Genomic DNA, 20,877 nt, shown 5'->3' with positions numbered 1-20,877 from the left:
TCCAGGGAGGGGCGAGCGCGCGCTAGCGGGCGAAGTCGAGGCCGAGGCCCGCGGCGGCGTAGAGGCCGCGGGTGAGCACGCCCGCGGCGGTGGGCGTGTGCACGGTGCCCCCGCTCGCCACGGCGTAGAGCGCGGGGGCGAGGCGCACGCGCGCCTCGGCCTGCAGCGCGTAGCGGGGGCGCTCGCCGAGGTCGGTGGCGAGCGCGCGCAGCGTGGCGCTCGCCCGCCCTCCGGGCAGCTGCAGGAGCAGCGAGGCGTCCACGTCCGTGCGGCCGAAGGCGAAGTGCTCCGCGGCGAGCGAGAGCCCGAGCCGGCCCGTCTCCGCGGCCTCGCCCTCCGCATCTCCCGTCGCCAGGTGCAGCTCCGCGTAGCCCGCGTAGCCCGGCGGCAGCAGCTGCCCGGAGAGCGGCGCCTCGGCGAGGCCGGTGGCGCTGAAGCGCGCGAGCTCGAGGTCCGCGCCGAAGAGGCCGTGGCGAAAGCCCCCGGCCTGCCGGCGCAGCTCCACCTTCGCGCCCACGGCGAGCGCGCGCGGCTGCGCCTCGAGCGCGAGCCCCAGCGCCGCGCCCGTGCCCCCGGTCGCGTCCAGGCGCGCGCCAACGCCGGCGAGCGCCCACAGCTGTGCCCGTGCGCCGCGGTACACCGCTGCATCCAGGTCCACCGCGCCCGCGCTCAGCGCAGCCGTGCGCCCGTGCGCGCGGCCCCCGTCGTAGGCGAGCGAGGCGGCCGCGTGCACGCGCTCCCACGCGCCCGCGCCTGCGCCCAGCGCTCGCGCGAGGTCCACGCGCGCCTCGGCCGCGAGCAGGCGCAGGGCGAGCACGTCGCTCGCGAGCGCTTCCACGCGCACGGGGCCCGCGTGCAGCGCGGCGCTCGCGCCCGCCGGGTGGTAGTCCGCCGCGAGCGTGTTGGCGTAGCGCGAGACGAGGCGGCCCTGCCCCAACGTGGCGAGCGGCAGGGGCCCCGCGCGCAGGGACAGCGCCCCGTCTGGCGCCCCGAGCCGCAGCTCGCGCAGCAGCTGGCCGAAGTCGCTGCGCTCGTCCCAGTCCTCGCGCCGCAGCCCGCCGGCGCGGGTGCCGCTTCCGTCCGTGGCGCCCTGCAGGCGCAGGCGCAGCGGCGCGCCCACCTCGAGCCCCAGCGCCTCGCCCCCGTCCAGCGCGAGCAGGGGCAGCACCGAGACGAAGGCGCCGTCCTGCAGGGCGCCCGTGGCCGGCGGCGGCTCGGCGCCCGCGGTGAGCTCGAGCGCGGCGCGCAGGTGCAGCGGACCTTCCACCTCTCCTGCATCAGAGACAGCCGGAGCCTGGGCGAGGGTGGCGAGGAGCAGGAGCGGGAGGGCGCCGGGCATGCACCCGCAACCCTAGCGGCCCGGAGAGCGGAGGCCAGAAAGCGGCGAGCGCGGCGCGGCACGCCCCACGGAGGGGGAGGCCGGCCGCGCTCGGGCGGGGTGCTTCAGGTGCCTGGGCTCAGGCGGCTACTTCGTGGTGCTGCTGGTGCTGCTCGTGCTGCTGTCGGGGCAGGGCGCAGCCTTGGTGCTCTTCGAGCTCTTGCTGCTCTTGGTGCTGGTCGAGGTGCTGGTGTCCATCGAGCCGGTGCCCGCGGTGCTGCCCGAGCCGCCCGTCGCGTCCATGCTGGAGTCCATCGACGAGGAGCCGGTGGTGGTGGAGGAGCTCGGGGTGGAGGAGCCCGTGGTGGCGGCGCCGGTGCTCGAGGAGTCCGTCGTCGAGCCGGTCGTCGAGCCGCTCATCGAGCCCGTAGAGCCCGTGCTGGAGCTGGTGGTGGAGCCAGAGCCGCCGGTGCCCTCCTCCTCCTTCACCTCGCTCTTGGCCTGCGCGTCGCCGCTGCCGCCGGTGCCCGAGCCGTCCGTGCGGGTGGCCATGTTGGGCGTGGTGCTGCCGCTCGAGCTACCGACGCCCGACGCGCCCGCGCCGTCGTTCGACTGCGTCTCGTGGTTGCCCTGGTTCGGAGAGTTGTCCACGGGGGTCGCGGCGCCCGTGTTGGGGTCGGTCACGACGTCGCTGCCGCTGCCGCCGGTCGCGTCCGGGCCCTTGTACACGGTGTTGTCGGAGGCCTGGCGGGAGTCCTGGGCCTGCACGCGCTCATCCGCGCTGTGGGCCACCGACTCGGTCTGCTCGTCCTTGCCGCCGTTGGAGGCGCTGGCGGTGCTGTTCTTCGCGTGGCTGCAGCCCACGAGGGCAAGGGTGGTCAGGGCAGCAAGCAGGGTGCGCTTCATGAGGGTTCGCTCCTTGAGAGGAATTGGTTTCTTCCCTCAAGGTGACGATGGACCTGAAGTCGACAACCGCCCGACCCCGGGCTTCCTGGGAGGCAGCCGTGCGTGCGGGCGCTGCGCGCGCGGGTGCTACCCCGCCTGGGCGTCCGGCGTGCCGACGGAGAGCTCCGCCTCCAGCTCCGCCTCGACCTCGGCGTCCGCTTCCGCCTCGGCCAGCGCCGCGGCGCCTCCCTGTACGGGCAGGGAGGCAAGCGGCTCGCGGGTCACCTTCCCCACGAAGATGTCGGTGAGGAGGCTCACCGCGCTCGCGAAGTAGCCCTCCTTGTCCTTCTTCAGGGTCTCGAAGAGCTTCTCGTCGAGCACCGAGTCCTCGGGGTCGATGAGCAGGTCCTCGGGGGCGAAGGACTTGAGCACCGGCTTCTGGTCGAACACGGTGTCCAGCGGGTGCAGGCGCAGCCGGCCGAGGCGCGCGGCGCCCACGCGGTCGAGGAAGGTGACCATCCCCTCCCCGCGCGCGAAGGCGCGCAGCGCGGCGCGCTCCGAGAGCCCGGTGTGCTCGGCGAGCAGGCTCACCCGCAGCTTGCGGATGGCTCGCTGCAGCGCATCCGACGCCTCGGAATCGCTCTCCCAGCTGTGGTTCAGCTCGGAGTCCAGGCCCATGCTGCGGTTGGTGGTGTTCGCGCTGCCCAGGGTGAGGAAGCGGTCGTCCACCACCAGCAGCTTCGAGTGGATGTACGTGAAGCGCTCGTTGCCCGCGGAGTCGGTGGCCGCGGTGCAGTAGACGTTGAGCCGGTGCCCCGTCTCGCGCGCCACCTCCTGCAGGCGGCGCATCAGCTTCACCTGGGCCACGCCCATGGCCACCTGCTCGCGCAGCGCCTCCGCCTGGCGCGGCAGCACGATGACCACGTCCAGCTTCGAGCGGTCCTCCGCGCGCAGGCGGCGCACCAGCGCCTGGAAGATGGCGCGCGAGCTGAAGTACTGGTTCTCCAGGTAGATGAAGCGCTCGGCCGCGTCGATCGCCGCGAGGTAGAGCGCGCGCACCTCCTGCACCGCCTCCTGCGGCGGGATGAGGGTGCGCCCGAAGGTGCGGCTGATGGCCACGGGGCCGGGCGGCAGGGGCAGCGTGTACTGCAGCTGCACGTCGTCGCGCGCGAGCGGCTCGGGCAGGTGCAGGTCGCCGCCGCCGCTCTTCACCCAGCGCGCCTCGAAGAGCTCGGCGAGCTTGCGCACGATGGGGCCGGTGAGCACCGCGCCCACGTCGTGGTAGGGGCCGTGCGGGTCGCGCCCCGTGTCGCAGCGGTTCTGGCACTCGGCCGGGTGGTCGCGGTCGTCCCAGCGGCAGTCGCAGATGTCCATGCCGCCGGTGAAGGCGACCACGCCGTCCACCACCGCGAGCTTCTGGTGGTGCGCCGCGTACAGCGGACTGGAGGCGTCGTAGCGGAAGACGATCTGATCGCTCGTCGTCCAGTTGAACAGGATGTGCTGCATCCACTCGCGCTCGAGCGCGAGCAGCAGGCTGAAGTCCCACGCGAGGATGTACACGCGCAGCTCGGGGTTCTTCTCGCACAGCTCCTTGAGCATCGGGAGCATGCGCACGTCGCTCTTCGCCTCCTTCAGGTCCTCGCCGCGCAGCAGCGCCACGTCGCTGTCGAACTGCCAGCCGGTGACCACGATGTAGCGCTTGGCCTTCTGGGCCGCGTGGTAGAAGGCGCGGTAGTAGTCGCGCGCGTCCACCAGCACGCCGGCCTCGCTGGCCTCGGCCACGGCCCAACAGTTCTCGCCTGGAGACACGATCTTCTTCACGGTTGCTCGTTCCTTCGACGCTGCCGGCCCGGGAGGACTACGCCTGCGTGATCAAGATGCGCCGCCCGGTGGCGAGCGCCATCTCCGCGCTGGAGAGGACGGCGGCCACGCGCCGCACTTCGCTGCCCACGCTGTCGAAGGCGGCCGCGATGAGGTCTCCCAGCGTCACCTGCACGCGCTGGACGCGCCGTACCGCCCTCAGGTGCGCCCGCGCTCGACGCACCTTGCGCCCCATCACGTGCGCACGCCGTCCCTGCTTCGCCATGCCCGTGCTCCCCCCCTGCGTCGCCCGCTCGCCCACCACCCTGCCTCACGTGCCCCTCGGGAGAGCAACCGGCGTGCCTGCACGTAAGTGCGCGTGCGCCCTTGCCCCGGAGGGCGGGCGCCAGCGTGGAGGGCTGAGCTTTTTTCCGACGGGTGGGAACTCGCGGGGAACGCCTGGGAAGGCGCTCGGACCCACGGCTGCTACGACCTGGGCTGGCTGAGGACGAGGATGAGCTTGCCGCCCACGTGGTCGCCGGCGAGCTGGTAGATGGAGCCCTGGCGGCCCAGCTCCACGTCCGTCGCGGTCAGCTGCGGCACGTCCACGCGCACCGTGGCGGTGCCCTTCTCGAACTTGAGCAGCCGCAGGCTCGCGTTCACCCCGTTGGGCAGCTTCACCTCGGTGGGCTTCGCCGCCGTCACCTCGAGCGTCTGCAGGCTCAGGCGCTTGAAGGAGGTGAAGCTGAAGTTCTGCTTCTGGAAGGTGGCCTTCATCTTCGAGAGCTCGGGCGGCTGCACCTCGCTGCCCTTGTTCGAGGCGAGCACCACCTCCACCTGCACGGGCACCTTCTCGCCCTGCGCGAGCGCCAGCGTGGGCAGCAGCAGCAGCAGCAGCGCGGCGAGCGCGCCGCGCGACGTCACGTGAGACGCTCCGGACTTCACAGCTCACCTCCCTGCTGCGGCTGGGGCTTCGGCTTGGGGCGAGCCTTGAGCGCCGGGGCGTCCCCGTCCATCTCCAGCTCGTCGCTCGTGCTCTCGTCTGTGGACTTCCCGTCCTTCTTCACCTTCTGCTCGTCCACCAGCCAGATGATGGCGTTGCCGTCCTCGGCCTCCATCACCACCGGGGCCACCTGCGCCCCGCTGCTCGCGCGCACCGCCTGCACCATCATGCGCTCGCTCGCGTAGCCCACCGGGGCGCGGCCGCGGGTGAGCAGCGGGATGGCGACGAGCAGCACCACGGCGGCCGTGGCCAGCGAGGACACGAAGGCGGTGCGCTGGTAGCGCATCATCTCCGAGAAGCTGAGGCGCACCCGCTCGAGCAGGGGCGGGCGCTCGGGGGTGACGCGCGCCATCACCTTCTGGGCGAAGTCCTTGAAGTCCACCTCGTCCGCGGCCATCTCCAGCCCCACCCGCACCAGCGCGCTCTCGGCGCGCAGGTCCGCGGTGCGCCCGGTGCAGTCGCGGCAGGCGGCCAGGTGGCGCTCCAGCGTCACCCGCTCGGCGGGGCTGAGCTCCCCGTCGATGTACGGGGAGAGGAGGGGGACGTAGCGCGTGCACGCGGGATTTCCGGCCATGGGCTTTACCTTCGGGCTGCTCTGCGAAGAGGGGCTTCGGGGGTGGGACGGGAGCGCGAGGCGGATATTCCACGCCGAATATTCGCGATCATTCGTTCCCCACCCCGCTCTTCGCCTCGTCCAACTCCAGGTATTCGCTGAGGATTTTCTGCACCTTGGCGCGCGCGTGGAAGAGCCGGCTCATCACCGTGCCCTTGGGGATCTCGAGCGTGCGGGCGAGGTCCTCGTAGGACATGCCCTCCACCTCGCGCAGCAGCAGGATGGCGCGGTGCTTCTCGGGCACGGTGGCCAGGGCCTCCTGGATCTTCTCCGCCAGCTCGCGCCGCAGCGCGCTCTTCTGGGGGTTGGTCCCCAGGCGGGTGCCGAGCGCGCCGATGTTCGCCTCGGAGAGGTCCATGGGCACGCTCTCGTCGTACTCCACCGGCTCCCCGCCGCCGCCCGCGCGCTTGCGCAGCACGTCGATGCAGATGTTCACGGTGATGCGGTAGAGCCACGTGTAGAAGGACGAGTCGCCCTTGAAGTGGTCGAGGTACTTGTAGACCTTGACGAACGCCTCCTGGGAGACGTCCATCGCGTCCTCGCGGTTCTTGAGCATGCCCAGCGCCACGGCGTACACCTTGCGCTGGTAGCGCTCCACGAGGAGCTTGAAGGCCCGCTGGTCCCCGCCGCGCACGCGCTTGACGAGGGTGAGATCGTCGGTTGCCACGAGGCCTCTGACCCTAGCGCACGTGGGCCCACCCGCGAAAAGAATCGCCGGCGCCTACTCGTTCTCCCGCTCCACCTGCACGGGGCTCTTCATCCCGTTGGCGTCCAGGGTGACGCGGAACACGGACACCTGCCCGTCCCCGTCCAGGTCGCCGCGCGCGAGGCACACCACCTCCGCGTCCCCCACGCTGCCCTCCTGCACCGTCACCTGGTACTGGTAGTGCGTGGTGGGGCCGGGATCGAAGTGCAGCGCCTCGAAGGCGGGGTCCTTCGGGAAGGGCACCGCCTGGCCCCTCGGGACCTGGGCGGGCGTGGGGCCTGCGGGGGCGTAGGTGCCCGTCTCCGCCTGGTGCTCGGCCACCGCGTCGCACAGGAGCGAGACGTTGGTGCGCGCCTCCTGGGTGCCCACCCGGGCGGCGGCCGCGGCCTCCTCGGCCTCGTGGCGGATGCGGCGCAGGTACAGCCAGGCGAAGGTGCCCAGCCCCACCGCGAGCAGCAGCACGAGCGCGGCGAGGGCGAGCAGCACCCGCTTCCAGAGCGCGAGGCGGGGCGGGCGCGGCGGCGGGGGCGGCGTGGCGGCGGGCTCGGTCACGGAGGCGCTCTCTACACCCACTCGCGCGGGGTGCGCAGCACCTCGAGCAGCGCGGCCTCGGGGCTGCCAGGCTCCGGGTGGTAGTCGTAGCGCCAGCGGACCTGCGGCGGCAGCGAGACGAGGATGCTCTCGGTGCGCCCGCGCGTCTCCAGGCCGAACACCGTGCCGCGGTCGTGCAGCAGGTTGAACTCCACGTAGCGCCCGCGGCGCACCTCCTGCCAGTGGCGCTGGGCGGGGGTGACGGGCGTGTCCTTGCGGCGCTCGGCGATGGGCAGGTACGCGGGGAGGAAGGCCCTGCCGCAGTCCTGCACGAAGGCGAGCTGCTCCTCGAGCGAGGGTCCGCTCACGTTCTCGAAGAAGAGCCCGCCGACGCCCCGGGCCTCGTCGCGGTGCGGGAGGCGGAAGTAGCGGTCACAGGTCTGCTTGAAGCGCGCGTACCAGGTGGGGTCGTGCGCATCGCACGCGGCCTTGAGGGTGCGGTGGAAGTGCGCCGCGTCCTCCGGGTACAGGTAGTAGGGCGTGAGGTCCGCGCCGCCGCCGAACCAGGCCTTGCCGCCCTGCACGATGAAGCGCCAGTTGGCGTGCACCGTGGGGACGTGGGGGTTGCGAGGGTGGAGGATGAGGCTCAAGCCCGCGGCCCAGAACTGGCGCCCCTCGCCCTGCAGGCGCTTGGCGAAGGCCTCCTCCAGCTCCCCGTGCACCACGGACACCAGCACGCCGGCCTTCTCGAGCACCGGGCCGTCCTCGAGCACGCGCGTGCGCCCGCCGCCGCCCGCCGCGCGCTCCCACACGTCCTCGCGGAAGCCCGCGCCGCCGTCCAGCCTCGCGAGCTGCGTGCAGATGTCGTCCTGCAGCGCGTGCACCCACGCGCTCATGCGGGCCTTCAGGGACTCGATGTCGTCTTGAGGAGGGCTCATGGCGAAAGTCCCCTCTCCCCCTGGGAGAGGGGGGCGAACCTCAGTGCATGCTGCTGTCGTCCTCGGACAGCGTGACGGTGCCGAACTTGGCCTCGAACTTGGCGAGGTTGTCCTGCATCGCGAGCAGCAGGCGCTTCATGTGCTTGGGGTTGGTGATGATGCGGCTCTTCACGCGCGCCTTGGGCTGCTGGGGCTGCACGTAGATGAAGTCCAGGGTGAACTCCGTCTCCGTGTGGTTCACCAGCGCCATGTTCGCGTACGTGCCGTCGGCGACGTCGTCGTCGAGCTGGATGTGCAGCTGCGCATCGGGGGGCTTGGGAGTGTCCGACATGGGGCAGTGGGCATATCGCTTGGAAGAGGCCGTTGCTAGCTTGGGCTGAACCTCGCCCGAGCCCTGATGGACCTCGCCGCCCTCGACCGCAGCATGGACCTGGAGAAGACCGCCCCCTTCGAGCTGGGGGCGGGCAAGGACGCCTGCCTGCTCGTGCACGGCTTCACCGGAAGCCCGTGGGACCTGCGGCCGCTGGGCGAGGCGCTGGCCGGGCGCGGCCTGCGGGTGCGCTGCCCGCGGCTGCCCGGGCACGGCACCACGCCGCGCGCCATGAGCAGCGTGGGCGCGCGCGACTGGGAGGCCGCGGTGGAGGGGGCGCTCGCGGAGCTCTCGGAGCGCTCCACGGGCGGCCGGGTCTTCGTCGGCGGGCTCTCCATGGGCGCGCTGCTCGCGGTGCTGCTCGCGGCGCGCCACCCGGAGCGCGTGGGGGCGCTCGCGCTGGTGGCCCCGGCGCTGCGCTTTCGCGGCCCCACGATGTACGCGCTCAAGCGCCTGGGGCGCTACCCGCTGCTCGAGTGGTTGCGGCCGTGGATCGAGAAGAACGGCACGGACATCGAGAGTCCCGAGGTGCTCGCCGAGGCGCCCATCCTGAAGGCCTTCCCCAGCGCGCGCCTCAACGACATGTGGGCCCTGCAGGACGCGGCCTGGGCGGCGCTGCCGCGGGTGCGCTGCCCGGTGCTGGTGGCGGTGGCGGCGCAGGACCACGTGGTGGACCCGGGCGGCGGCAAGCTGCTGGTGCAGCGGCTCACCCAGGCCCCCAGCGTGCGCTTCATCCACATCCAGGACGGCTTCCACATCATCCCGCGCGACCGGGGCGGGCCCCTTCTCGCCGAGGAGGTGGGCGCCTTCTTCGATCGCGTGCGGCTGGAGGGTGGCGAGCGCTAGACTGCAGAGGCAGGGAAAAAGGGAAGCCCCGGCGATATCCGGAGCAGGCCTCCGGCGTTGTCGGCCACGGCGCATCCCCCGCTTCCCCCCGTCCTGGAGGTCCCGATGCTCGCTGGCCGTCGAACCCGCCGCTCGCGCTTTCTTGGCCCCACTGCGCTGCTCCTGGGAGGGCTCGCGCTGGGCCCCACTGCCCAGGGCGCCCCGCAGGCCGCGGCCGCCGAGCCGCTCGCGCTCTACCCGGGCGCGGACCCGCAGCCCAAGACCGAGCACGTCTTCACCTACCCCGTGGCGGATGCGCTCGCCGCGGCGCGCGCCGTGCTGCAGGAGGCGGGCTTCGATGTGTACGCCGTCCCCAACAGCCAGACGGAGCTGTACACAGCGTGGAAGCTGGGCAACCAGGTGCAGGGCGGCCACGGGCAGAGCCAGCTGAAGCAGGGCGTGCGGGTGCAGGCGGTGGTGCTGTCCCCCACGGAGACCGTGGTGCGCTTCTTCCGCATCACCCGCACGGACGACGCGGCGGTGATGGCGCGCGCGCCGCGCCAGACGAACCCCGGCGGCCGCTTCACGCAGGGCGCGAAGCCCCCCTCCGAGCTGCAGGCCTTCAACGACGAGAGCGAGCGGCGCTACGAGAAGGAGGAGCGGCGCGCAGTCCTCGGCGACTCGAGCTTCAGCGCGCAGGGCGCGCAGGCCTTCAACAACCCCGTGGAGAAGGCGGGCAACGGCTACGGCGGCGACAAGCAGGTGTGGGAGCAGAACACCGATGAACTGCTGGAGAACGACGCGCGCTTCGCCAACTCGGGCAAGATGCCCACGGGCGAGGACCTGCGCGGGCGCAACGAGCGCGGCACCCGCGACCGCACCTTCGAGCGCGAGCTGGTGAAGCGGCTCGAGCAGTTCCCCTCGCTCGAGTTCACCGGCGGCGCCTACGACGTCGCGGCCGGAGCCGCGCCCGCGGGCGCGCCGAGCCTCGCCGAGGCCTACGCGAAGGAGGGCGGCGAGCGGCCCTTCAGCAAGGGCCCTGGGCCCTGCGGCCAGCCGGTCGCCGGGCTCGAGGGCTTCGGCGCGCCGGGCAGCGCGCTGCTCATCGGCCAGCAGGCCGGCACCCGCGAGGTGCCCGCGGCGGTGGGCAACATGGCCTGCCAGCTCGCGCAACAGGGGCGCCACGTGGTGCTCGCGCTGCCCATCCCGCGCGACGAGCAGGGCGCGCTGGATGCGTACATGAAGAGCGCGGGAGGCCGCGCGGCCGAGGACGCGCTGCTCGCGCGCGACTTCTGGCGCCTCGCCCCGCGCGACGGCCAGAGCAGCCGCGCCACGCTGGTGCTGCTCGAGCGCGTGCGCGCCTGGCGCCACGCCGGGCTGCAGGTGGACCCGGTGGCCATGGACGCGCGCGACATGCGCGACAACCGCCGCGAGGCGGCCATCGCCACGCTGCTGCTCGAGCGCCGGCGCGCCCTTCCCCAGGCGGTGATGCTGGTGCTCGCCGGCAACTACCACGTGCGCGTGGACACCGGCGCGAGCTGGAACGCGCGCTTCGAGCCCTTCGGCGCGCGGCTCGCCCGCGAGGGGCTGGTGCTCAAGACCTTCGACACCGCGTTCGCGCGCGGGCGGCGCTGGGCCTGCACGGTGAACCTGGCGCGCGAGCCCGAGTGCCGCGTGTACGCCGTGGCGCCCACCGAGGCGAGCTACTCGCCGCCGGGGGTCGCCCCGGCCATCGCCCTCTTCGAGAGCGGCCGCGCCTCGGACGCGGGCTTCCACGGCGTGCTGCACGTGGGCGCGCTCAGCGCGTCCCTGCCGGCGGTGCCCTCGCGCGGCGAGCAGGCCGGCCGCCGCAGCGCGAGCGCCGGCCCCGACGACATGGCCGGCCCGCCCATGGCGGTGGCCATCCCGGCCGCCGGCGCGATGCCGCGCTCGGTGGACGCGGACGGGGGCCCGGTGACGGCGCAGGAGGACGACGGCGAGGAGGCCCCCGCGCCCGTCACCGCGGCGCTGGACGCTTCGCGGGCCGCCGAGGACTGCGGTGAGGCGCTGTTCGGCTCGGAGCCGCTGCTCAAGGCCGGCGGGCTGCTGCTGCTGGGAGAGATCCAGGGCAGCCAGGAGGCGCCCGCGCTCGTTTCGCAGCTGGTGTGCCAGGCGGCAGGCGCGCACAAGCTGCCGGTGACGCTGGCCCTGGAGCTGCCGCGCGTGGAGCAGAAGCGGGTGAACCGCTACGTCTCCAGCAAGGGCACCCCCGAGGACCTGCGCCGCCTGCTCAACGGTGCCTTCTGGAGCCGCCCCTACCAGGACGGGCGCAGCAGCAAGGCGATGCTCGGCCTGCTCGAGCGCGTGCGCAAGCAGCGCGCGGGCGGGCTGCCCGTCGAGGTGCTCGCCTTCGACTCGGCCGGACAGGGCACGGGCCACGACGTGCTGATGGCCCAGGCGCTGCTCGCCGAGCGCAGCCGTCAGCCCGGCCGCTTCATGGTGGTACTCACCGGCAACACCCACGCGCGCAGCGTGCGCGGAGCCGAGTGGGACAAGGACTTCGTGCCGCTGGGCTTCCTGCTGCGCCAGCGCGAGCCCACGCTCGTGGCGCTGGACATGGACCACGGAGGCGGCGGCGCGTGGAGCTGCAAGCTCGCGCCCGGGGGCAAGGTGCAGTGCGGTGCCTACAACGAGGCCGCGCCGCTCGAGATGCGCAAGCGCTTCCTCACGGGCACCGCCACCCAGCGCCCCTTCATCGGCGTGAAGCCCTTCGTGCAGCTGGGCAAGGAGAAGAGCCCCGAGGGCTTCGACGGCCTGTACTACGTGGGCCACCTCAGCCCCTCGGAGCCCGCCCTCGGCGAGGCGGCCCCGGTGGTGCGCTGAGGGGGCGGCCTCGCCCTACCCGCCCTGCGTGTTGGGGAAGTGCGGGTTCTGGATGAGGCCGAAGACGTTGCCGAAGGGGTCCTTCACGGCGGCGACCTTGATGCCGTCGCCCACGTCCTGCAGGGGCTGGGCGACCTTCGCCCCTTGCGTGAGCAGCTGCGCGAGGGCGCGCTCGGCGTCCGGCACCCCCCAGTAGGCGGTGCTGCCGCCGGCGCCGGGCTGCTGGGCGCCCTCCGCGGGCTGCAGGCCCAGCTCGAAGCCGCCCACGTTGAAGCCCACGTAGAAGGGCTGGTCGAAGTAGGGCGCGACGCCCAGCACGTCCGCGTACCAGGCCTTGGCGCGCTCGAGGTCCGCCACGGCATAGGTCACGGTGCGCAGCCCGAGGAACTGGGGAGAGGTCATGGGCCGACTCCTGGCGAGGGGGGACGCACGGGACTCTTTCATTCTCGCGGGCCCCATTGGCAAGGGAAGAGACTCCGCCCCTGCGGGTTGGAACCCCGCAAACACACTGCTTCCCCGGAGACCCTGCGTGCGCCCTGTCCTGCTCCTGCCCCTCCTGCTCAGCACCGCCGCGCCTGCCGCGGCGCCCCCCACCCCTCGCGCCCCGCTGGAGGAGGCGGCGCGCGCGATGGGCGGCCTCGAGCGCCTGCGCGCGCTCCGGGCCCTGCGCCTGGAGGGCATCGGGCACCGCGTGCTGCTCGAGCAGTCCGAGCGTCCGGAAGGCCCCTGGGCGGTGATGTACGAGCAGCGCGTGGAGCTGCGCGACCTGGCGCAGGGGCGCGTGCGCGAGGAGACCGAGCAGCGCTCGGGCGCGGTGGGGCTGCCCGCCTGGACGAAGGGCCCCGTGTCGATCATGGCCGACGGCGTGGCGGCGATGGAGCGCGGCGGACAGCGCGGCCCCGCGGGCGCTACCCAGCTCGCGGAGGCGCAGGAGCGGCTCGCCCTCTCGCCCGAGCGCGTGCTGCTCACCGCCCTGGACGCGAAGGACCTCGCGAAGGGCGCGGACGAGCCGCTGCAGGGGGTGCCGCACCACGTGCTCACCTTCACCTGGGAGCGCGGGACGGAGAAGGTGCCCGTGCGCCTCTACCTCAACGCGAACACCCACCTGCCCACCGCGGTGGAGACGCTCGACGCCTTCCCCGCGGACCCCTTCTGGAGCGTCTGGGGCGACGTGCGCACCCGCACCCTCTTCAGCCAGTGGTCGCTGCTGCCCGGCGGGCTGCTCTACCCGCAGCAGCTGGATGTAGAGCGCAACGGCGTGCCCTCGCGCTCGCTCTCGTACACCGCCGTGCAGGTGGACCCGGCGCTGGAGGCGAGCGCCTTCGCGCTCGCGCCCGAGCTGCGCCCGGCCTTCGAGGCCCGCCGCGCGCAGACGCTGGACACGATGCCGCTGGGCAACCCGCGCAGCCCGCCCGCCGAGCTCGCCCCCGGCGTGGTGCAGCTGCCCGGCGCGTGGAACGTGGCGCTGGTGGCGCAGGAGGACGGCGTCGTGGTGCTCGAGGCGCCGCTCGCCTCGGGCTACAGCGCGAAGGTGCTCGAGGAGGCCGCGCGCCGCTTCCCCGGCAAGCGCGTGAAGGCCGTGGTCTCCACGAGCGACGCGTGGCCTCACATCGGGGGTCTGCGCGAGTACGTGGCGCGCGGCGTCCCCGTGTACCTGCTGGACCTCAACCGCTCCATCGTCCAGCGGCTGCTCCTCGCGCCCCACACGCGCGTGCCGGATGCGCTGCAGCGCACGCTCCGCCGCGCGGACCTTCGCATCGTCTCCGCGAAGACCTCCCTGGGCAGCGGGCCCAACCGGCTCGAGCTCTTCCCCATCCGCAGCGAGAGCGGCGAGCGCATGCTGATGGCGTGGCTCCCGGGGCAGCGGCTGCTCTACGGCAGCGACCTCGTGCAGCGCGGGCCGGAGGGCGGATTCTTCGCGCCGCAGTACCTCGCAGAGCTCTCCGATGCGGCGGCGCGCGAAGGGGTGAAGCCCGAGCGCGTGTTCGCGATGCACACGGGGGCCATCCCGTGGACGGAGGTGGTGGCGGCGGTCTCGCAGGCTCGCGGTGAGGGGAAGCCCCTTCCCTCCCCCTGACCCGCTCTCGCTTCAGCAGCAGCGCCCGCCGCCGTTGCGGTAGCGGGCGCGCAGCCGCTCGTCGAAGAACTGCGCGTAGGTGGGCACCGGCCGCTCCGGGTGGTGCTCGCGCAGGTGGCGCGCGTAGGTGTCGTAGTCCGGCACGCCGATCATCAGGCGCGCCGTCTGCACCGCGCGCTGCCAGAGGTGCTGCAGGTGCTCGTGCGCACGCATCGCCTCAGACCTCCGGCATCGCGCGAATGGGCGGCGTCTCGTGAACGGTGGGCACCGCCGAGCGCCTCGCCGCGAGCGCCGCGCGCACGCCGAACACCAGCGTGGCCACCACCACCAGCATGAACAGCGCGGTGAGCCCCGCGTCCACCCGGTCGTTGAAGATGACCTGCTGCATCTCCGCCACCGTCTTCGCCGGCGCGAGCACCCGGCCCTCCTCCGCGGCGCGCGCGAAGGTGCTCGCATGCGCGAGGAAGCTCACCTTCACGTCCGCGCCGAACACCTTCTGCCAACCTGCCGTCAGCGTGCAGATGACCAGCCACAGCGCGGGCAGCGCCGGCACCCACAGGTAGCGCTCGCGCTTCATCTTCACCAGCGCCACGCTGCACAGGATGAGCGCGATGGCCGCGAGCATCTGGTTCGCGATGCCGAACAGCGGCCACAGCGTGTTGATGCCGCCCAGCGGATCCACCACGCCCTGGTAGAGGAAGTAGCCCCACGCCGCCACGCACAGCGCCGTGGCCAGGAGGTTCGCGCCCCACGAGTCCGTGCGCTTGAGCGGCGCGTACGCGAGCCCCGCCAGCTCCTGGATCATGAAGCGCCCCACCCGCGTGCCCGCGTCCACCGTGGTGAGGATGAACAGCGCCTCGAAGAGGATGGCGTAGTGGTACCAGAAGGCCATCATCCCCTCGCCCGACACGAGCCGGTGGAGGATCTGCGCCATCCCCACCGCCAGCGTGGGCGCGCCGCCCGCGCGCGAGAGGATGCTCGTCTCGCCGATGTCCTTCGCCGTCTGGGTGAGCACGTCCGGCGAGATGGTGAAGCCCCACCCGCTGATGGTGTGCGCCGCCTGCGCCGCCGTGGTCCCGATGACGCCCGCCGGCGAGTTGAGGGCGAAGTACACGCCCGGGTCCAGCACGCTCGCGGCGATGAGCGCCATGATGGCGACGAAGGCCTCCATCAGCATCGCGCCGTAGCCCACCATGCGCGCGTCCCCTTCCGTCGCGAGCATCTTGGGCGTGGTGCCCGAGGAGATGAGCGCGTGCCAGCCGCTCACCGCGCCGCACGCGATGGTGATGAAGAGGAAGGGGAAGAGGCTGCCCGCGAACACCGGCCCGCTGCCGTCCGTGAAGCGCGTGAGCGAGGGCATCCGCAGGTGCGGCGCCGCGAGCACGATGCCCACCGCGAGCAGCAGGATGGTGCCGATCTTCAGGAAGGTGCTGAGGTAGTCGCGCGGCGCGAGCACCAGCCACACCGGCAGCACGGACGCGCAAAAGCCGTACGCGATGAGCAGCCACGCGAGCGGCTTGCTGCCGAAGGTGAAGAGCGGCGCGAGCGTGGGCGACTCGGCCACGTGCCCGCCGAACCAGATGGAGAGCATCAGGAGCACGAAGCCCGCGATGGAGATCTCCAGCACCTTGCCCGGCCGCACGAAGCGCAGGTACACGCCCATCAGCACCGCGATGGGCAGGGTCATCGCCACCGTGAAGGTGCCCCAGGGGCTGCCGGTGAGCGCCTTCACCACCACCAGCGCGAGCACCGCGAGGATGATCATCATGATCATCAGCACGCCCACCATCGCCACCACGCCCGCCCCGCTGCCCATCTCCAGGCGCACCATGTCCCCGAGGCTCTTGCCGTCGCGGCGCACCGAGAGCACCAGCACCATGAAGTCCTGCACCGCGCCCGCGAGCACCACGCCTACGAGAATCCACAGCGTGCCCGGCAGGTAGCCCATCTGCGCGGCGAGCACCGGGCCCACCAGCGGGCCCGCCCCCGCGATGGCCGCGAAGTGGTGGCCGAAGAGCACCCACCGGTCAGTGGGCACGTAGTCCAGCCCGTCGTCGTGGCGGCGCGCCGGCGTCGTGCGCGCCGGGTCCACCCCGAGCGCGCGGTGCGCAACGAAGCGCCCGTAGAAGCGGTAGGCGGTGAAGAAGGTGCAGACCGAGGCCACCACCAGCCAGGTCGCGTTGAGGGTCTCGCCGCGGTGCAGCGCGACCACCGCGAGACAGCCCACTGCGAGCAATGCGACGAGCACCCACGCCAGCTTGCCTGCTGCCGCTTTCATGCAGCCTCCCGCAGCGCAAGCACGCTCGCGCCCGCGCCTGTACACCTGAGGGTGGAGATGCACCCCGCTTTGGTGCAGGGTCCGCCCTCCTGCCCCCTCCCGCGCCAGGCAGGTGCGGGCCCCGCCGGAATGGCTCCTCAGCAACGACGCGTCCACCTGCGCATCCACCCCGTACCGCCCTCATGCCCGCCCACTCCGCCCCCCTGCTCGAGCTGCGCAGCGTCTCCAAGTCCTACCGGGAGGGCGAGGCCGTCCGGGAGGTGCTGCGCAACGTGCAGCTCACCCTCTACCCGGGCGAGTTCGTGGTGCTGCTGGGGCGCAGCGGCTCGGGCAAGAGCACCCTGCTCAACCTCCTGTCCGGCATCGACCTCGCCAGCAGCGGGCAGGTGATGGTGCTCGGCCGCGACCTCGCCACCTTGAGCGAGCAGGAGCGCACCCTGCTGCGGCGCGAGCGCATCGGCTTCATCTTCCAGGCCTTCAACCTGCTGCCCACCCTCACCGTGGGCGAGAACGTGCGCCTGCCGCTCGAGCTCAACCGCCACGAGCGCGCACGGGCCCGCGCGCGCTCGCACGAGCTGCTCGGCCGCGTGGGGCTCGCGGGGCGCGAGGACAGCTTCCCGGACCGGCTCTCCGGTGGAGAGCAGCAGCGCGTCGCCGTGGCCCGCGCGCTCGCCCACGAGCCTCCGCTCCTGCTCGCCGACGAGCCCACCGGCAACCTGGACGAGGACACCGGACGCAGGGTGCTCGACCTGCTCGAGGAGCTCACCCGCCACCACAAGGCCTGCGCGCTCGTCGTGACGCACGACCCGGGACTGATGGCCCGCGCGGACCGCGTGCTCATCCTCGAGCAGGGACAGCTGCACGAGCGGAGCCGCGCGGCATGAGGGGCCTGCTCGTGCGCAGCTCCCTGCGCCACCTGGGGGCGCATCCGTGGCTCACGGCGCTGTCCCTCCTGGGGATTGCGCTGGGGGTGGCCGTGGTGGTGTCCATCGACCTCGCGAACACGAGCGCGACGCGCGCGTTCGAGCGGTCCACGGAGACGCTGACCGGCGCGGCGACGCACCAGGTGGTGGGCGGGAGCTCGGGGGTCGCGGAGTCGGTGTTCACGGAGCTCAAGCTCGGACGCACTTCCCTCTCCCAGGGGGAGAGGGAGGACACGGTCGCGGCGGCGCCGGTCGTCGAGGGCTACGTGCGGGCCCGGGCGGACGGGCGCACGCTCACCGTGCTCGGAGTGGACCCCTTCTCGGAAGGCGCGTTCCGGCCCTACGTGCGCGGCGACTCGCCCGGCGACCTCTCCGCACTGCTCACCGAGCCCGGCACCGCGCTGCTCGCGGCGTCCACCGCGCGCGAGCTCGGGGTGAAGGCCGGGGACACCTTGAGCGTCGCGGCCGAGGGCGTGCCGCACAGCGTGCGCATCGTGGGCCTGGTGGGTGCGGCGGACGCAGGGAGCGGCAGCGCGCTCGACGGGCTCCTGATGATGGACCTCTCCAGCGCGCAGGAGCTGCTGCGGCGCGTGGGAAGGCTGAGCCGCATCGACCTCATCCTCACCCCGGGCGCGGAAGGGACGGTGCGCGCGAGCCTGCCCCCGGGCGTGGAGCTGGTGCCCGCGGGGGCGCGCGCCGGCACGGTGGCGCAGATGACGCGGGCCTTTCGCACGAACCTCACCGCCCTCAGCCTGCTCGCGCTCGTGGTGGGGATGTTCCTCATCTACAACACCATGACCTTCTCCGTGGTGCAGCGCCGCGGCCTCCTCGGGCGCCTGCGCGCGCTCGGCGTCACCCGCCGCGAGCTCTTCGCGCTGGTGCTGGGGGAAGCGGCGGTGCTCGGCGCCGTGGGCACCGTGGGCGGCCTGCTCGCGGGCATCCTGCTGGGCCGCGGCCTCGTGGGGCTCGTCACCCGCACCATCAACGACCTCTATTTCGTGGTGAGCGTGCGCGGCCTCACGCTCGAGCCCCTCACGCTCGCGAAGGGCCTGCTGCTGGGCCTCGGCGCCACCGTGCTCGCGGCGCTGTTCCCCGCGTGGGAGGCCGCCCACGCGGCGCCCGTCGTCACGATGCGCGCCTCCACCGTCGAGGAGAGCGCCCGCAGGCGCGCCCCGCTGCTCGCGCTGGGCGGCGTGGGCGTGCTCGCACTGGGCACCGCGCTCCTGCTCCTCCCCACGCACGCGCTGCTGCCCGCCTACGCGGGCCTCTTCGCCGTGCTGCTGGGCGCAGCGCTGCTGGTGCCCTGGGTGACCGCGCACCTCGCGAGCGCGCTGGTGCGGCCGCTTGGAGCTGCCTTTGGCGCCGTGGGCCGGCTCGCGGCGCGCGGGGTGACGGCGAGCCTCTCGCGCACCGCCGTCGCGCTCGCCGCGCTCGCCGTGGCCGTGGCCACCACCGTGGGCGTGGGGCTGATGGTGTCCTCCTTCCGCGGCACCGTGGTGGCCTGGCTCGAGGCCAGCCTGCAGGCGGACGTGTACATCTCCCCTCCCGGCTACGTGTTTCGCCGCGGGGAGACCACCTTCGCGCCAGGGCTCGTCGAGCGGCTGCGGCAGACGCCCGGCGTGAAGGACAGCAGCACCGTGCGCGCAGTGAGCACGCGCGTGAACGGCCGGGACGCGGAGCTGATTGCCGTGGACCTGGGCCGCACCGAGGTGCGCCCCTACCGCTTCAAGGAGGGCGAGGCCTCCGAGGTGTGGCAGGCGCTGCGCGCGCCGGACGCCGTGCTCGTCTCCGAGCCCTTCGGCTTCCACCGCAACGTGCACCGCGGCGACGTGCTGCAGGTGTCCACCGACCGCGGCGTGCGCCCCTTGCGCGTGGTGGGCGTCTACTACGACTACGGCTCGGACGTGGGCGCACTGCTGATGCGCCGCGACGTGTACGACCGGCTCTTCGACGACCGCGGGGTGAGCGGGCTCGCGCTCATCGCCCAGCCCGGCGTGTCCCCGGAGACGCTGGTGCAGCGCGTGCGCGAGCGCGCGGGCGGGGCGCAGGCGCTCAACGTGCGCGCCAACGCCACGCTGCGCCGCGCGTCGTTGGACATCTTCGACCGCACCTTCACCATCACCCAGGTGCTGCGGCTGCTCGCCGTGGGCGTGGCCTTCGTGGGCGTGCTCAGCGCGCTGATGGCCCTGCAGCTCGAGCGTGCCCGTGAGCTCGCCGTGCTGCGCGCCACCGGCCTCACCCCGCGCCAGCTCTGGGGCATGGTGTCCCTGCAGACGGGGATGCTCGGGCTCTTCGCGGGATTGTTCGCGGTGCCCCTGGGCGTGGCGCTCGCGCTCATCCTCGTGCACGCCATCAACCAGCGCAGCTTCGGCTGGACGCTGCAGCTCGCGCTCTCCTCCTCCGTGCTGGTGCAGGCGGTGGTGCTCGCGCTCGCGGCAGCCGCCCTCGCCGGGCTGTACCCCGCGTGGAAGATGGCTCGCGCCAACCCCGCGCTCGCCCTGAGGGAGGAGTGATGCAGCGCCGCCATCCCGGACGCGGACTCGTGGTGGGCGTGGCGCTCGCGCTGCTGCTGCTCGCCGTGGGTGCGTGGTGGGTGACCCGCAGCGACAGCGTCTCTTCCGCGCCGGCTCCGACGCTGAAGGTCGCCGAGGCGCTCGGCGGCACGAGCGACGAGGGCTACGCGCGCGCGCTCGGCCCCCGTGAGTTCCACTTCCCCGAGGACCACGGGCCGCACGCGGGCTTTCGCACCGAGTGGTGGTACTGGACCGGGAACCTCGAGACGCAGGACGGGCGCGCCTTCGGCTACCAGCTGACCATGTTCCGCAGCGCGCTCGCGCCGCGTGCGCCCGAGCGCGAGAGCCAGTGGGGCGCGCGCCAGGTGTACATGGCCCACTTCACGCTCACGGACGTCGCGGGCAAGCGCTTCCACGCCTTCGAGAAGTTCGCGCGCGAGGCGCAGGGGCTCGCGGGCGCAGAGGGCGCGCCGTTCCGCGTCTGGGTGGAGGACTGGGAGGCGAGGAGCACGGGCCCGGGCTTCTCCCCCGTGGTGCTGAGCGCGCGCGCGGGCGACGTGGCGCTGCGGCTCACGCTCGAGGAGGGCAAGGCGCCGGTGCTGCAGGGCGAGCGCGGCCTGAGCCAGAAGGGCCCGGAAGCGGGCAATGCGTCCTACTACTACTCGCTCACTCGCATGCCCTCGCGCGGCGAGGTGCGCGTGGGCGAGCAGCGCTTCGCCGTGACGGGTGAGAGCTGGATGGACCGCGAGTGGAGCACCAGCGCGCTGTCCGGCGGACAGGTGGGCTGGGACTGGTTCGCGCTGCAGCTCTCGGACGGCAGCGAGCTCATGTACTACCAGCTGCGCAGCAAGGACGGCCGCGCGGACCCGCTGAGCGCGGGGAGCCTCGTGTCTCCGGGTGGAGAGGTGACGCGGCTGGGGCGCGAGTCGCTGCAGCTCGAGGTGCAGGACACGTGGGAGAGCCCGCGCGGCGGCTCGCGCTACCCGGCGAAGTGGCGCGTGAGCGTGCCCTCCGCGGGGCTGCAGCTCACGGTGACGCCGCGCCTCGCGGACCAGGAGCTGCCGGTGAGCGTGCGCTACTGGGAGGGCGCGGTGCGCGTGGAGGGCACGCGCGAGGGCAAGCCCGTGCAGGGCCGCGGCTACGCGGAGCTCACGGGTTACGCCGAGGCGCCGCGAGACGTGCGCTGAGGGAACGTGGGAGAGCCGGACGAAGCCGCGTCAGTGTCCCCTCTCCCT

The 20,877-nt window shown here is 73.2% G+C and carries 19 protein-coding genes; 6 read left to right on the top strand and 13 right to left on the bottom strand.

What is annotated here, in order from left to right; translation table 11 throughout:
* Nucleotides 1–22 precede the first annotated feature (22 nt).
* From FGE12_RS04870 to FGE12_RS04825, 10 genes are all read right to left on the bottom strand, one after another.
* A complete protein-coding gene (locus tag FGE12_RS04870; RefSeq protein WP_153865082.1) occupies nucleotides 23–1,339 on the bottom strand; it encodes a hypothetical protein in 1,317 nt (438 codons plus the stop codon).
* A gap of 126 nt (nucleotides 1,340–1,465) precedes the next feature.
* Nucleotides 1,466–2,224 carry a hypothetical protein gene (locus FGE12_RS04865; protein ID WP_153865081.1) on the bottom strand — a complete coding sequence of 253 codons (759 nt, stop codon included), beginning with the start codon at nucleotides 2,222–2,224 and terminating at the stop codon, nucleotides 1,466–1,468.
* Between the two features lie 126 nt (nucleotides 2,225–2,350).
* Nucleotides 2,351–4,024 (bottom strand): phospholipase D-like domain-containing protein, encoded by a 1,674-nt coding sequence (locus FGE12_RS04860; protein ID WP_194797585.1) that lies wholly within the window; start codon nucleotides 4,022–4,024, stop codon nucleotides 2,351–2,353.
* 37 nt (nucleotides 4,025–4,061) lie between these two features.
* Nucleotides 4,062–4,289 carry a chaperonin gene (locus FGE12_RS04855; protein WP_153865080.1) on the bottom strand — a complete coding sequence of 76 codons (228 nt, stop codon included), beginning with the start codon at nucleotides 4,287–4,289 and terminating at the stop codon, nucleotides 4,062–4,064.
* Nucleotides 4,290–4,489: 200 nt separating this feature from the next.
* Nucleotides 4,490–4,927: a hypothetical protein gene (locus tag FGE12_RS04850; protein ID WP_370458885.1), complete on the bottom strand. Its 438-nt coding sequence runs from the start codon at nucleotides 4,925–4,927 to the stop codon at nucleotides 4,490–4,492.
* A gap of 17 nt (nucleotides 4,928–4,944) precedes the next feature.
* Nucleotides 4,945–5,580: a zf-HC2 domain-containing protein gene (locus tag FGE12_RS04845; protein ID WP_153865079.1), complete on the bottom strand. Its 636-nt coding sequence runs from the start codon at nucleotides 5,578–5,580 to the stop codon at nucleotides 4,945–4,947.
* 88 nt (nucleotides 5,581–5,668) lie between these two features.
* Nucleotides 5,669–6,286 carry a sigma-70 family RNA polymerase sigma factor gene (locus FGE12_RS04840; RefSeq protein ID WP_194797583.1) on the bottom strand — a complete coding sequence of 206 codons (618 nt, stop codon included), beginning with the start codon at nucleotides 6,284–6,286 and terminating at the stop codon, nucleotides 5,669–5,671.
* A 54-nt stretch (nucleotides 6,287–6,340) separates the two neighbouring features.
* On the bottom strand, nucleotides 6,341–6,877 hold the full coding sequence (locus FGE12_RS04835) for a hypothetical protein (protein ID WP_370458884.1): 537 nt from the start codon (nucleotides 6,875–6,877) through the stop codon (nucleotides 6,341–6,343).
* Between the two features lie 11 nt (nucleotides 6,878–6,888).
* On the bottom strand, nucleotides 6,889–7,794 hold the full coding sequence (hemF, locus tag FGE12_RS04830; RefSeq protein WP_153865078.1) for an oxygen-dependent coproporphyrinogen oxidase: 906 nt from the start codon (nucleotides 7,792–7,794) through the stop codon (nucleotides 6,889–6,891).
* Between the two features lie 40 nt (nucleotides 7,795–7,834).
* Nucleotides 7,835–8,125 carry a DUF3467 domain-containing protein gene (locus tag FGE12_RS04825; RefSeq protein ID WP_153865077.1) on the bottom strand — a complete coding sequence of 97 codons (291 nt, stop codon included), beginning with the start codon at nucleotides 8,123–8,125 and terminating at the stop codon, nucleotides 7,835–7,837.
* A gap of 66 nt (nucleotides 8,126–8,191) precedes the next feature.
* Here FGE12_RS04825 and FGE12_RS04820 point away from each other — a divergent pair, with 66 nt between their 5' ends.
* Together FGE12_RS04820 and FGE12_RS04815 are read left to right on the top strand one after the other, a co-directional pair.
* Complete coding sequence (locus tag FGE12_RS04820) at nucleotides 8,192–9,010, top strand: alpha/beta hydrolase (protein ID WP_370458883.1); 819 nt, start codon at nucleotides 8,192–8,194, stop codon at nucleotides 9,008–9,010.
* Nucleotides 9,011–9,115: 105 nt separating this feature from the next.
* Complete coding sequence (locus tag FGE12_RS04815; protein WP_153865076.1) at nucleotides 9,116–11,851, top strand: hypothetical protein; 2,736 nt, start codon at nucleotides 9,116–9,118, stop codon at nucleotides 11,849–11,851.
* A 15-nt stretch (nucleotides 11,852–11,866) separates the two neighbouring features.
* On the opposite strand, the gene FGE12_RS04810 is transcribed toward FGE12_RS04815, so the two are convergent.
* On the bottom strand, nucleotides 11,867–12,253 hold the full coding sequence (locus FGE12_RS04810; protein ID WP_153865075.1) for a VOC family protein: 387 nt from the start codon (nucleotides 12,251–12,253) through the stop codon (nucleotides 11,867–11,869).
* Between the two features lie 127 nt (nucleotides 12,254–12,380).
* Between FGE12_RS04810 and FGE12_RS04805 the strand changes: the two genes are divergently transcribed.
* Nucleotides 12,381–13,928 carry an MBL fold metallo-hydrolase gene (locus tag FGE12_RS04805; protein WP_153865074.1) on the top strand — a complete coding sequence of 516 codons (1,548 nt, stop codon included), beginning with the start codon at nucleotides 12,381–12,383 and terminating at the stop codon, nucleotides 13,926–13,928.
* A 12-nt stretch (nucleotides 13,929–13,940) separates the two neighbouring features.
* On the opposite strand, the gene FGE12_RS04800 is transcribed toward FGE12_RS04805, so the two are convergent.
* Together FGE12_RS04800 and FGE12_RS04795 are read right to left on the bottom strand one after the other, a co-directional pair.
* Nucleotides 13,941–14,141, bottom strand: a complete 201-nt coding sequence (locus tag FGE12_RS04800) for a YbdD/YjiX family protein (protein WP_153865073.1) — start codon at nucleotides 14,139–14,141, stop codon at nucleotides 13,941–13,943.
* Nucleotides 14,142–14,145: 4 nt separating this feature from the next.
* A complete protein-coding gene (locus FGE12_RS04795; protein ID WP_153865072.1) occupies nucleotides 14,146–16,206 on the bottom strand; it encodes a carbon starvation CstA family protein in 2,061 nt (686 codons plus the stop codon).
* Nucleotides 16,207–16,388: 182 nt separating this feature from the next.
* Between FGE12_RS04795 and FGE12_RS04790 the strand changes: the two genes are divergently transcribed.
* The 3 genes from FGE12_RS04790 to FGE12_RS04780 are packed head-to-tail and all read left to right on the top strand — an operon-like array spanning nucleotide 16,389 to nucleotide 20,829.
* Complete coding sequence (locus FGE12_RS04790; protein WP_153865071.1) at nucleotides 16,389–17,090, top strand: ABC transporter ATP-binding protein; 702 nt, start codon at nucleotides 16,389–16,391, stop codon at nucleotides 17,088–17,090.
* Nucleotides 17,087–19,642 (top strand): FtsX-like permease family protein, encoded by a 2,556-nt coding sequence (locus tag FGE12_RS04785; protein ID WP_153865070.1) that lies wholly within the window; start codon nucleotides 17,087–17,089, stop codon nucleotides 19,640–19,642. The genes FGE12_RS04790 and FGE12_RS04785 overlap by 4 nt, the downstream gene beginning before the upstream one ends.
* Nucleotides 19,642–20,829 carry a lipocalin-like domain-containing protein gene (locus tag FGE12_RS04780; RefSeq protein ID WP_153865069.1) on the top strand — a complete coding sequence of 396 codons (1,188 nt, stop codon included), beginning with the start codon at nucleotides 19,642–19,644 and terminating at the stop codon, nucleotides 20,827–20,829. Before FGE12_RS04785 ends, FGE12_RS04780 begins: the two co-directional genes overlap by 1 nt.
* Nucleotides 20,830–20,877: the final 48 nt, after the last annotated feature.

It is taken from the genome of Aggregicoccus sp. 17bor-14, from assembly GCF_009659535.1.
In the GTDB taxonomy this organism is placed as follows: domain Bacteria; phylum Myxococcota; class Myxococcia; order Myxococcales; family Myxococcaceae; genus Aggregicoccus.
Note: the sequence above shows the minus strand (reverse complement) of the source record. Positions and strands in the feature narration are given on the sequence as shown.